The 11,806-nt window shown below is 73.2% G+C and carries 11 protein-coding genes; 5 read left to right on the top strand and 6 right to left on the bottom strand.

Features of this window, described 5'->3' with window-relative positions; genetic code table 11:
- A partial coding sequence (locus tag EEJ42_RS39585; protein WP_148082186.1) for a beta-ketoacyl [acyl carrier protein] synthase domain-containing protein occupies positions 1–1,441 on the bottom strand: 1,441 nt, incomplete at its 3' end.
- Between the two features lie 261 nt (positions 1,442–1,702).
- Here EEJ42_RS39585 and EEJ42_RS39580 point away from each other — a divergent pair.
- Positions 1,703–2,500 carry an AfsR/SARP family transcriptional regulator gene (locus tag EEJ42_RS39580; RefSeq protein WP_123106992.1) on the top strand — a complete coding sequence of 266 codons (798 nt, stop codon included), beginning with the start codon at positions 1,703–1,705 and terminating at the stop codon, positions 2,498–2,500.
- Here the strand turns inward: EEJ42_RS39580 and EEJ42_RS39575 are convergent.
- The 5 genes from EEJ42_RS39575 to EEJ42_RS39555 all read right to left on the bottom strand — a co-directional run bounded on the left by EEJ42_RS39575 (position 2,469) and on the right by EEJ42_RS39555 (position 6,592).
- Positions 2,469–3,278 (bottom strand): thioesterase II family protein, encoded by an 810-nt coding sequence (locus tag EEJ42_RS39575; protein ID WP_123106991.1) that lies wholly within the window; start codon positions 3,276–3,278, stop codon positions 2,469–2,471. The two genes, EEJ42_RS39580 and EEJ42_RS39575, sit on opposite strands and share 32 nt — an antisense overlap.
- A gap of 75 nt (positions 3,279–3,353) precedes the next feature.
- On the bottom strand, positions 3,354–4,058 hold the full coding sequence (gene fabG / locus EEJ42_RS39570; protein ID WP_009720020.1) for a 3-oxoacyl-ACP reductase FabG: 705 nt from the start codon (positions 4,056–4,058) through the stop codon (positions 3,354–3,356).
- Positions 4,059–4,083: 25 nt separating this feature from the next.
- Entirely contained in the window at positions 4,084–5,304 is a 1,221-nt protein-coding gene (locus EEJ42_RS39565) for a beta-ketoacyl-[acyl-carrier-protein] synthase family protein (protein WP_123106990.1), read from the bottom strand.
- The gene (locus EEJ42_RS39560) at positions 5,304–5,543 is read right to left on the bottom strand and encodes an acyl carrier protein (RefSeq protein ID WP_039939835.1); all 240 of its coding nucleotides are present in this window, start codon (positions 5,541–5,543) and stop codon (positions 5,304–5,306) included. The genes EEJ42_RS39565 and EEJ42_RS39560 overlap by 1 nt, the downstream gene beginning before the upstream one ends.
- Before the next feature lie 47 nt (positions 5,544–5,590).
- A complete protein-coding gene (locus EEJ42_RS39555) occupies positions 5,591–6,592 on the bottom strand; it encodes a beta-ketoacyl-ACP synthase III (protein WP_123106989.1) in 1,002 nt (333 codons plus the stop codon).
- A gap of 331 nt (positions 6,593–6,923) precedes the next feature.
- On the opposite strand from EEJ42_RS39555, the gene EEJ42_RS39550 reads away from it, so the two are divergent.
- From EEJ42_RS39550 to EEJ42_RS39535, 4 genes are read left to right on the top strand one after another with little or no spacing between them, the layout of a single operon-like run.
- Positions 6,924–7,949: a ScbA/BarX family gamma-butyrolactone biosynthesis protein gene (locus tag EEJ42_RS39550; protein WP_123106988.1), complete on the top strand. Its 1,026-nt coding sequence runs from the start codon at positions 6,924–6,926 to the stop codon at positions 7,947–7,949.
- Positions 7,946–9,103, top strand: coding sequence for a ketoacyl-ACP synthase III family protein (locus tag EEJ42_RS39545; protein ID WP_123106987.1), 1,158 nt, complete (start codon positions 7,946–7,948; stop codon positions 9,101–9,103). Before EEJ42_RS39550 ends, EEJ42_RS39545 begins: the two co-directional genes overlap by 4 nt.
- On the top strand, positions 9,100–10,719 hold the full coding sequence (locus EEJ42_RS39540) for an FAD-dependent monooxygenase (RefSeq protein ID WP_123106986.1): 1,620 nt from the start codon (positions 9,100–9,102) through the stop codon (positions 10,717–10,719). The genes EEJ42_RS39545 and EEJ42_RS39540 overlap by 4 nt, the downstream gene beginning before the upstream one ends.
- 47 nt (positions 10,720–10,766) lie before the next feature.
- On the top strand, positions 10,767–11,762 hold the full coding sequence (locus EEJ42_RS39535) for an aldo/keto reductase (RefSeq protein ID WP_123106985.1): 996 nt from the start codon (positions 10,767–10,769) through the stop codon (positions 11,760–11,762).
- The last annotated feature ends 44 nt before the right edge of the window (positions 11,763–11,806 follow it).

Raw genomic sequence — 11,806 nt, 5'->3', positions numbered from 1 at the left:
TGGCGGCAGGCACGCCCGTAGCCGGGGCGGCGGCGGGCAGGCCCGCAGCCGGGGTGGACGCGGGCACACCCACAGCCGGGGCGGCGGACACGCCCGTGGCCAGGGTGGGCGCGGGCCGCGGGGCCGTCGGTGGGACGTACTCGCCGACCACCACATGGGCGTTGGTGCCGGACAGTCCGAAGGAGCTGACGCCCGCGAGCGCCACCGGACCCGCCTTGGGCAGCTGCCGGGCGGCGGTGACGATGTCGACGGCGGACGCCTCGCCGTCCAGCAGCGGGTGGCGCCGCTCCAGGTGGAGGGAGGCCGGGATGACGCCGTGCCGGACCATCAGCACCGTCTTGATCAGCCCGGCGATGCCCGCGGCCGCCTCCGCGTGGCCGATGTTGGTCTTGACCGAGCCGGTGAGCAGGGGACGGTCCCGGGCCCGCCCGGGGCCCGTGGCCTCGGCGAGGGCGCGCAGTTCGACCCCGTCGCCGACGGGCGTTCCGGTGCCGTGCGCTTCGACGTAGTCGAGCTGGTCCGGCCGGATTCCGGCGCTCCGGCACGCCTCGTGCACCATCGTGGCCTGTCCGTCCACGGACGGCTGCATCAGCAGCCCGCTGGCCCTGCCGTCGCAGGTGACCGCGGAGCCGAGCAGGACGGCCCCCACCGGGTCGCCGTCGCGGACCGCGTCGTCCAGCCGCTTGAGGACGACGGTGCCGACGCCCTCGCTCCGTACGAAGCCGTCGGCCGTGGCGTCGCCGAACCGGCAGCGCCCCGAGGGCGAGAGCATGCCGCCCTCGGAGTAGGCGACGGCGTCCTGCGGCGACAGGATGATGTTGGCCCCAGCGGCGATGGCGAGGTCGCTCTCCCCGGTCAGCAGGCTCTGCCGCGCCGCGTGCACGGCGACCAGGGAGGACGAGCACGCGGTGTCGATCACGACGCTGGGGCCGCGCAGGTCCAGCGCGTGGGAGACGCGCCCCGCGGTGACGGCCCTGATCCGCGCCCCCACGGCGTCCCGCAGCACCGGCTCGGCGGGGGCGTCCTCGGCCTCCGCGTACTCCGCGGTGGCCTGCCCGACGAAGACGCCGGTCCGGCTTCCGGCCAGCCGCTCGGGAACGAGGCCCGCGTCCTCCAGCGCCTCCCACACCACGTGCAGCAGCAGCCGCGCCTGGGGGTCCATGCTCTCGGCCTCCACGGGCGCGATGCCGAAGAACGCGGCGTCGAAGCCGAACGCGTCGTCCAGGAAGCCGCCGTGGCGGGAAACGGTCCTGCCCGGCCTGCCGGGCGTGGGGTCGTAGGCGCGGCCGATGTCGAAGCGGTCCGCGGGGACCCCCGTCACGGCGTCGCCGCCCCCCATGAGCAGGTCCCAGAAGGCATCCGTACCGGCCGCTCCGGGAAACCGGCACCCCATGCCGACAACGGCGATCGCGGTGTCGTCCATCTGTCGTCTGCGCTCCACGGCGCTCCCCCTTCATGACGTGAGAATGACGCCGCCATAGTGGCAATCACTGTGATTCAAAGTTGTATCGGAGGGCAAAAGTTTACCCAACTCGCTCACTATGCGTCCCCGGAATTCAGCAGACAGCGACCCATGCCGCGCCCATTTGCCCCGCTTTCCTCGCAGTTGACGTACCCTCATCGCCGCGAGCACGCTGAGTTTGTACTTGCGCTCATAGATGTACGGCGCTATATGTTTACCCTCGAGGAGGGGGACTGACGGATGATCGCCAACGTACTCGGGCCGCTGCGCGTGACGTTGAACGGCGGCTCAGTCGTGCCGGCTGCGCCGAAGGCCAGGAAGGTGCTCGCCCTACTGGTGCTGAACCGGGGGCGGGTCGTGCAGATCGACGCGATGGAGCGCGAGGTATGGGGCGCGGCGACGCCCAAGAGCGCGGCCACCAGCCTTCAGAACTACGTCATGCAGATCCGCAAGCACTTGGGAATGGTCCTTCCCGGCGGGCCCGGGAGCGCCCTCGCCAAACAGATCCTCGTCACCGAGCAGACCGGATACCGGCTGGCCGTCCCCGACGACGAGTTCGACGTGCGCCGCTACCAGGACCTGGTGGCCGAGGCGGGCCGCGCGGAGGAGGCGGGCCATCTGGCCCAGGCCTCGGCGCTGCTGCGGTGCGCCCTCGACCTGTGGCGCGACGAGCCGCTGGCCGACCTGCCGACCGGGCCCGTGCTCCAGTCGCACGTGCTGCGTCTGGAGGAGGACCGGAAGTCCGTACTGCGCCGGCGCATCCTGCTCGACCTGCGGCTCCAGCGGTACGAAGTCGTCGGCGAGCTGCGCGCGTTGACGGCGCTGCACCCGTACGACGAGATGCTGCACGAATGCCTGATGATCGCCCTGAACCGCTCCGGCAGACGCAACGACGCCCTGTCGGTCTATCAGGGGCTGCGCTCCGCCCTGGCCGAGGGGATCGGCCTGGAGCCCTCGATGCGGCTCCAGGAACTCCAGAAGTCGATCCTCGTGGCGGGCGGTTCCCTCACCCCCGCACTGCCGTCCGTGGGGCTGTGACACCGGCCCGCGCCGCAGCGCCATGCCCCACCATGCACAGTGCCGCGGTGAGTTCCTCCAGCAGCACGTCCGCGCCGGTGGGCGAAAAGGGAAAGAAGTGGCCGCCCTCCACGCGCCGCCCGCGGTGGGCGGCGCGGGTGAAGGCGGCCCACCCGGGCAGGGTGTCGCCCGGCACCAGCGGGTCGTTCGTCCCGGCGAGGGCCGTGAGCGGCACCCCGAGGCATACGTCCCGTACGGCGCGCAGCGCCCGGCCGGTGAGGGCCAGGTCGTGGGCGAGCACCCGTGCGCGCGGGTCGAGCGAGGTGTCGTCGAGCGCGCCCGCGGGGAGCCCGTGCAGCGCGAAGATCTCGTCCAGCCCGTCGACGGTGTGCAGCCGCTCCGGGTGGGGGTACGCCCGCTCCCCCGGCAGTCCGCAGCTCACCACCACGGCGCCCGGGTGCGGTGCCGCCCCCGGCGCGTCCGCCACCGCGACGGCGAGCAGCGCGCCCATGCTGTGCCCGTAGAACACCGTCGGCAGGGGCGGCAGCCCGCCCAGTGCGCCGCGCACGCCCCGGACCACCTCCGCCACGCTCTCCGCCGGGGGCTCGGCGGCCCGCTCGGCGCGCCCGGGCAGGGTGATGCCGAGGAGTTCCACGTCGCCGGGCAGCCGTGACAGCGGCGTCAGATACCGCTGGGCGTCGCCGCCCGCGTGCGGGAAGACGACGATCCGGGCGGCCGGGGCCGGGTGCGCGGTGCGCAGACCGGACGTCCAGCCGCCGGTGGTCGGGCTCGGGAACACGGCGATCCGCCTCCTGGTGTCGACTGACGGGTGGGGCCCGGTACGGACGGTCCGTACCGGGCCCGGGGGCGCTGCTCAGTGGCCCATGCCGATCCCTCCGCTGACCGGCAGGACCGCTCCGGTGATGTAACTCGCCTGCTCGCTCGCCAGGAAGCGGACGGCGGCCACGACCTCCTCGACCCTGCCCGGGCGGCCGAGCGGTGTCATCCGCATCAGGTCCTCCATGCGGCGTTCGGACAGCGGTGCCGTCATGTCGGTCTCGATGATGCCGGGCGCCACCACGTTCACCGTGATGCCGCGGTCGCCCAGCTCCCACGCGAGGGAGCGGGCCATGCCCACCAGCCCGGCCTTGGCCGAGGCGTAGTTGGTCTGCCCCGGCGAGCCGAGGAAGCCGAGCGCCGAGGAGACGAGCACCACCCGGCCGCGCCGGGCCGGGAGCATGCTGGTCAGCGCGGCCCGTACGGTCGCGAACGCGCCCGTGAGGTTGGTGGAGAGCACCTCCTCGAACTGCTCGTCCGACATCCGCAGCGCGGGCCGGTCCCGGGTGATCCCGGCGTTGGCCACCACGACCTCCACCGGGCCGTGTGCCGCTTCCGCCTCGCGCAGCGCCTTCTCGACCTGTCCCGGCACGGTGACGTCCGCGTGGACACCGAGCACCCCGTCCGGCGGGCTGCCCGTGCGGTGGCTGGCGGCGACCTTGTCGCCGTCGGCCGCGAAGGCGGCGGCGACGGCGGCGCCGATGCCCCGGTTGCCGCCGGTGACGAAGACCGAACGGTTCATGGTTTCCCCTCCCTTCCCGCGACGCTCACGCGGGGGTGACGACGAGGGCGGCGTTGTGGCCGCCGAACCCGAGCGAGGTGCTGGCGGCCGCCTCGATACGGGTGCGGCGCGGCTCTCCCGTGACGATGTCCAGGTCGATCTCCGGATCCTGGTTCTTGAGGTTCCCGGTCGGCGGCACGGTGCCGTGCTGCACGGCCAGCACGGTGTACGCGGCCTCGATCGCCCCGGCCGCGGCGAGGGCATGGCCGGTGACGCCCTTGGTGGAGGTCACGGCGGGGCCCTCGCCGAGGACCCGGCGCAGCATCCGGCCCTCGATCACATCGTTCATGGGGGTGGCCGTGCCGTGGGCGTTGACATGGCCGATGTCCCGCGCCGACACGTCGGCATCGGCCAGCGCGTCCCGCAGCGCCCGTTCGATGCCCCGCCCCTGTGGGTCGGGCGCGGTGGCGTGGTGGGCGTCCGAGGTGGCGCCGTACCCCCGTACGACCGCCCGCACCGTGGCGCCGCGGGCGCGGGCGTCCTCGGGGCGTTCGAGGACGAGGACCCCGGCGGCCTCCGCCGCCACGAACCCGTCCCGTTCCGCGTCGAAGGGGCGGGCGGCGTGTTCGGGGGCGTCCCGGCTCCTGGACAGCGCGCCCATCTTGGTCAGGCCCGCCATCACGGTCGGGGTGAGCGCGGACTCGCTGGCCCCGGCCAGCACGATGTCGCACGCCCCCGACCGCAGCAGGTCGCGGGCGGTGCCGACGGCGGTGGCGCCGGAGGCGCAGGCGGTGGCCGTCACCAGGCCGGGGCCGGTGGCTCCGCAGTCGATCGCCACGTACCCGGCGAGCATGTTCGGCATGTACTTGGTGATCATCAGCGGGGAGACCCGGCCGGGTCCCCCGTCGCGCAGCTCCTGGTACTGCTCCTCGAAGGTGGCCGCGCCGCCGAGGGAGTTGCCGAGGACGATGCCCACCCGGGCGCCGTCCCAGCTGTCCCGGTCCCATCCGGCGTCCTCGATCGCCATGCGGGAGGCGACGATCGCCAGCTGGACGAAGCGCTCCAGCTGCCAGGAGGCGAAGCCGCCCAGCAGTTCACCGGCGTCGAAGCCGGGGACGCGCGCGGTGAAGTCGACGGGCATGCCGTCCAGGGACGCGTCCCTGGTGGCGCAGGAGCGGCCGGTGAGCAGCCGGTCCCAGTTCTCCGCGACGCCGGATCCGGCCGGTGTCACCAGCCCGAGTCCGGTGACCGCTATGCCGTCGGCCATCAGGCCACCGCGCCCTTGTCGGTGAGCAGTTCGGCCAGTTCGCGCACGGTGAGCTGGTCGGTGAGGTCGCCCTCCTCGATCACGACCTGGAACTCCTTCTCCAGGACGAGGCTCAGCTCGATGAGCACCAGGGAGTCGAACGACAGGTTCTGGAAAGTCACCTCGGGGGTGATGATCTCCTTCTTGAGCTTGAACTGTCCGGAGAGGATGCCGGTGACGCGCTCTTCGATCACATCCATGGTGATACTCCTTCTCTGGTAAGGGAATTGCGGTAGTTGACGTGACGTCAGACGGGGGTGATGTCGGGCCAGCGCAGCCCCATCGCGCCCCAGGTGAGGCCGCCGCCGAAGCCGCCGAGGACGACGCGCTGCCCGGGGCGCAGCGCGCCCTCGAGGACACCGTCGGCGAGGGCGAGCGGAATGGAGGCGGCGACGGTGTTGCCGACCCGCCCGATGTTGGAGACGAACCGCTCCGCGGGCAGCCCCATGCGGTCCGCGACGGCCGCCAGGATGCGGGCGTTGGCCTGGTGCAGGACGACGCGGTCGATGTCGCCGGGGGCCCAGCCGAGGCGGTCGGCGGCCGTTGCGACCGAGGTGGCCATCCTGCGGACCGCCTCGGAGAACACGGCCCGGCCCTGCATGGTGAAGTAGGCCCCGGTCTCCTCCGCCGACCGGCCCGACGCCTTCTGCCGCGAGCCGCCCGCGGGGACCTCGATGAGTTCGCTGCGGCTGCCGTCGCTGCCGAGGTCGAGGCCGCCGAGGGCGCCCGGTTCCCCGGGGTCGCCGGGGCGCAGCAGGACGGCGCCCGCCCCGTCGCCGAACACCGCGCGGGTGGTGCGGTCCTCGGGGTCGAGGATGGTGGAGAAGGTGTCCGCGCCGATGACCAGCACGCTTCCCGTGGCACCGGATCCGATGACGGCGGCGGCCATGCCCAGGGCGTAGACGAAGCCGGTGCACACGGCCGCGATGTCGAAGGCGGGGACACCGGTGAGGCCGAGCCGGCTCGCCACGTCCGGGGCCGTGGCCGGGCACGGCCGGTCCGGGGTGCTGGTGGCCACCATGACCATGTCGGCCTGGTCGGTTCCGGCGGACTTCAGCGCGCGCCGCCCGGCCTCCACGGCGAGGTCCCCGGTGGACTGCCCGGGGCCGATGACATGGCGCTGCCGGATTCCGGTCCGGGTGCGGATCCACTCGTCGGAGGTGTCGAGCCGGCGGGCCAGTTCGTCATTGGTGACGACGTGCTCCGGCAGCCAGGTCCCGAGCCCCGCGAGAACCGCCGCGCGGTTCACCCGGCACTCCCGGTCCGTATGGCGCGAAATGCATGCGTGAATGCGTCGTTGGTACGGAAAGAGTCCGTAGCACGGAAGTCCGTAGCACGGAAAGAGTCCGTCAAAGAGTCCATCGATGCTTTCCCTTCTGGCCCGCCTCGCCGACTCGTGCGGCGTTTCCGGGAATTCATGCTGCATGCCGCCGCTTGAGGCGTTCTCATGTGCGGCACAGAAGGCACTCACGGTCCGCTCATTCGCGGCGTGAGAGGAACGTGAGCGGGGCGGTAGCGGGTCCGGCCAGCATGGTTGCCGTGCCGAAACACTCCACGACCTCGAGGGAAAGGGGACAGGCGTGACAGTGGCCACCGAGGCGGCCGACGCACGAGTCATCGTGCCGGAGCTCGACTTCTCCCGCACCGTCCCCAAGGACCTGGTGCACCGGGAGGCGTTGTCCGAGCTGTTTCTCACCGACAGCAGGAAAGTGACGGACGGGCATTTCGTGGCAGCGGCCCAAATACCCCCGTCGCACGCCTATTACACCGATCACACGGACCGCTCCCCGATTGACCCGCTGCTGTTGCTCGAATGCTGTCGGCAGGCGGAAACCCACGCCGTGCACGCGCATTTCGGAGCACCGCGCGACACGGTCTTCATTCTCCAGTCGTGGTCGATGCGGCTGCCCGGCGCGGCCACCGCCCGGATCGGCCCCGGTCCCGCGGAACTCGTCATGGACGTGACCACGCGTGACAGCCGGTGGCGGGACGGCACGCTCCTCGCGACGACGTATGTGATGCGGCTGTCCGTGGCCGGGCAGTACCTCGGCGACGTGTCGCTGCGCGCGGCCTACATGCCCGGCGGTACGTACGCGGCGATGCGCACCCGGCGGCGCGGCAGCACGCCGCCCACCTCGGACGCCTTCCGGCACCTGCGGGCCGGAACGCCGGTGCCGCCGGGGCGGGTCGGGCGTACCCGGGAGGAGAACGTGGTCCTGCTCGACGCGGTGACCGGACCCGACACCGTCAGCGCGCTGCTGCGCCCCGCCGGGGAGCACCCCAGCCTGTTCGACCACCCGCTGGACCACTTCCCCGGGATGGTCCTGATGGAGGCGGGCCGTCAGCTCGGCCTGCTCCACGCCGCCGAGCACGCCGGCGACGCGGACCAGCCGTGGACGCTGACCGAGCTGGCCGCGTCCTTCCAGACGTACGCGGAGCTGGACAGCCCGCTGCTGCTGACCGCCCGCCGGTCCTCCCGCCACGAGTCGGACGAGGGAGCGGAGCTGCGGCTGAGCATCGCCTTCGAGCAGGACGAACAGCTCGTCGCCGAGGCGGACATCGCGCTCACCCGCGCCCAGCGGCCCACGCCGGAGGACGCGCCGTGAAGTTCGACCGACCGCTGTATGTGAGTGCCGCGACGACCTGGCTCCCGGCCACCGTGGAGACCCCGGACGACGCCGTACGCGCCGGGCGGCTGGCACCGGAGGACGTGGCGGCGACCGGGTACCGGCGGCTGCCGGTGTCCGGGGCCGAGGCGCCGCCGGAGATGGCGGTGCGCGCCGCGCGGCGCGCGCTGGAGCTGGCGGGCGACGACCCGCGGGACGTGGGCCTGCTGGTGCACGCCTGGACGTATCACCAGGGGCACGACTTCTGGTCGCCCGCCCACTACATCGCGCACGGCGCGGGCACCCTCGACGCGCTGCCGGTCGGCGTGCAGCAGATGTGCAACGGCGGTGCCTGCGCGCTCGAACTCGCCGCCGCGCGGCTCCAGGCCGACCCGGCGACCGGCGCCGCGCTGGTCACCACGGCCGACCGCTTCTGCGAGCCCGGGTTCGACCGCTGGCGCGGCGACTACGGCCTCTGGTACGGCGACGGCGCCACGGCCGCCGTGCTGCGCACCGCCGCACCCGGCCGGGACCCGGGGCAAGCCCTTGAGCTGCTGTCCCTGGTCACGGCCGCGGCGCCCGCCATGGAGACGATGCACCGCGGCCGTGACGCCTTCAGCCCGGCGCCGCGCGAGCACAGCCGGGTGGTGGACATCCGCCGCACCAAGAAGGCGTTCCTGGAGGACAACGGCAAGGAACACTTCGCCAAGATCGTGCAGCAGCGGGTCCCCTCGGTGCTCCGGGCGGCCCTGTACGACGCGGGCGTGTCCCCGGACGACCCGGCCTTGCGCGGGGTGCTCCTGCCGCGGCTGGGCCATGCGGCGCTGAGCGCCGCGTACACCCCGGCGGTCGCGCTGGTCACCTCGGCGCCCGCGCGGGACGTGGGGCACGACACCGGCCATCTGGGCGCGGGGGACATCCTCGCCAACCTCGCGCTGCTGGCCGGGCCCGGCCGGTGGCGGCTCTCCCCCGGCGAGACGGCCGTGGTGCTCAGCGCCGGGGCCGGATTCACCTGGTCGTGCGCGGTCGTCAGGCGGCCCGTGGGCGCCCCGGCGAACGGCGCACCGGCACAGGGCGGCGCACCGGCACAAGGCAGCGCTCCGGCACGGAGCAGCGCGAACAGCGACAGCAGTGACAGGAAGGAGGGGGAATGACCCCCGCACAGCACAGCACGAACGGCCCCGATCCGGTCCTGGTGGTGGGCGCGGGACCGGTCGGCATGGTCATCGCCTGCGACCTGCTGCGCCAGGACATCCTGGTGCGGATCGTCGACGCGGCGCCCAGCACCACCATTCACTCCCGGGCCGTCATCATGTGGCCGCGCAGCCTGGAGCTGCTGCGCCGGATCGGTGTCGCCGAGGAACTGGCCGAGACCGGCAAGCACATCGACGCGGTGTCGTACTACTCCGGCAGCAATCGGCTGGGCGCCATCGAGATGAGCCGGCTGCACGACACCCCGTACCCGTTCGGGCTGTGCACCCCGCAGTGGAAGACCGAGGACGTCATCCGCAAGCGGCTGGTGGAGCTGGGCGGCCAGGTCGAGTCGGAAACCGCCCTGGTGGGGCTGGACAACTCCGGCGACCGGCCGGTGGCGACGCTGCGCCGCCGGGACGGCTCGGAGGAGCGGGTGCGGGCCTCCTGGCTCATCGGCGCCGACGGCTCGCACAGCACGGTGCGCAAGGAGCTGGGCATCGAGTTCCAGGGGCAGGGCGCCGATGTGCTGTTCGCCATCGGGGACGGGCCGCTCGACGGCCCGCTGCCCCCGGACGAGATGATCTACTGCTACAACGCGGGCGGCGCCATGGGCCTCGCGCCGTTCGGCGACGGCACGTTCCGGGTGGCGTGCAGCGTCCCGGTGTGGAACGACGAGGACGAGCCGCCCCGCGAGCTGTTCCAGGAGAACCTGAACCGGGTCGTGCCCTTCCCGGCGAAGCTCGGCGAGTTGAAATGGACGACCGTCTTCCGGGCACGCCGCAGGACCGCCGCCGCGTTCCGCGCGGGCCGCTGCTTCCTCGTCGGCGACGCGGCGCACATCTTCAGCGCGGCGGGCTCGCAGGGCATGAACACCGGCATCCAGGACGCGATCAACCTCGCCTGGAAGCTGGGCGGCGTGATGCGGGGCACCGTCGATGCCCGCGTCCTCGACACGTACGACCGCGAGCGGCGGCACTCCGCCGAGCGGGTGTCCCTGGTGACCGCCAAGCAGACCTCGTGGGGTCTGGTGCAGCAGCCCGCGAAGGTCGCGCTGCGCGACGCCCTGGTGCGCGGGGCGCGGCTGACGGGTGCGTTCCAGCGGCTGGTGACCCCGCTGATGAGCCAGCTCAGCGTCAACTACGCTTCCGATCGGGAGGATGTGAAGGCCGACATCCGCTGGCGGCGCAAGCCGCTGGGCGTCGGGGAGCGCCTCCCCGTCTTCGTGTCCGACGGGTACGAGGACGGCGAGCAGGGGCCGTGGCCGACCATCGCCGACGACCGTTTCACCGTGCTGACCTGGTCGGGCGGCGCCCGTGGCGTGCAGTGGGAGGCCCGGTGCGCGGCGCTGCGCGCGGCACTCGCCCCGCACCACCCGGTCCGGGACGTGTCGGCGTGGCCCGCGCTGAAGGAGTTCCTCGGTACCGGTCCGCGCGCCGTCGTGGTACGCCCCGACGGCCACATTGCGGCCATCGAGCCGCGCCTGGACCCGGCGCGCCTGCGCGTGGTCCTCGCCCGCGTCGGCGCGGCGCGGCCCGAGACGGCCTCGGCCGAAGCAGCCCCGACCGAGGCGGCCTGAGCACCACAGGCCCCAGCACCACAGGAACGAAGGAGACGGGAACACACATGGAACAGCGCAAGCTCGGCTCGGGCGGGCCCTCCATCGGTGCCATCGGCCTCGGCTGCATGGGCATGAGCTGGGGATACGCCGAGGGGCAGCGGAACGACGACACCTCGGTCCGGGTCATCGCCGAGGCCCTCGACCTCGGCGTGACCTTCCTCGACACCTCCGACGTGTACGGCGACGGGCACAACGAGCGGCTGCTCGGCAGGGCCCTGGCCGGGCGCCGCGACGAGGTGGTGCTGGCCACCAAGTGCGGTCTGGTGGTGGACGATCTGGCCACCCGCGCCATGCACCGCGACGGCCGTCCCGAGCATGTGCGGGCGGCGGTGGAGGCGAGCCTCCGCCGTCTGGACACCGACGTGATCGACCTGCTGTATCTGCACCGGGTCGACCCCGAGGTGCCGCTCGCCGACACCTGGGGCGCCATGGCCGACCTCGTCGCCGCGGGCACGGTGCGGCGGCTCGGGCTGTCGGAGGTCAGCATCGCTGAGGCCGCCGAGGCCCACCGTCAGCACCCGGTCGCCGCCATCCAGTCGGAGCTGTCGCTGTGGACCCGCGGGCCGCTCGGCCGCCCGGGCGAGGAGCTGGAGGGGCTGCCCGGCGCGGAGAACCTGGTCGGCTGGTGCGCGGAGAACGACGTCACGTTCGTCCCGTTCTCCCCGCTCGGCCGGGGCTTCCTCAGCGGCGCGTACGTCAGCCCCGACCAGTTCGAGGAGAGCGACTTCCGCAAGACCAACGCGCGGTTCCAGGACGAGGCGCTGGCGGCCAACGCCCGCATCGTCGACGTCGTCCGCACCGTCGCCACCCGGCACGGCGCCACCCCCGCCCAGGTGGCGATCGCCTGGACGCTCGCCCAGGGGGAGCACGTCGTGCCGATCCCCGGCACCAAGAACTCCCGCTATCTGAAGGAGAACGCGGACGCCGCCGCGATCCGTCTGAGCGAGGCGGACCTGGCGGAGCTGGACGCCGTACCGGACCCGGTGGGGTCCCGCTACTGACCCGCCACACCTCGGTCGCGGGGGCGGTGGCCCCCGCGACCGAG

This window comes from Streptomyces botrytidirepellens (genome assembly GCF_003721215.1).
Lineage (GTDB): Bacteria > Actinomycetota > Actinomycetes > Streptomycetales > Streptomycetaceae > Streptomyces > Streptomyces himastatinicus.
This window is presented reverse-complemented; position numbering and strand designations above follow the sequence as displayed.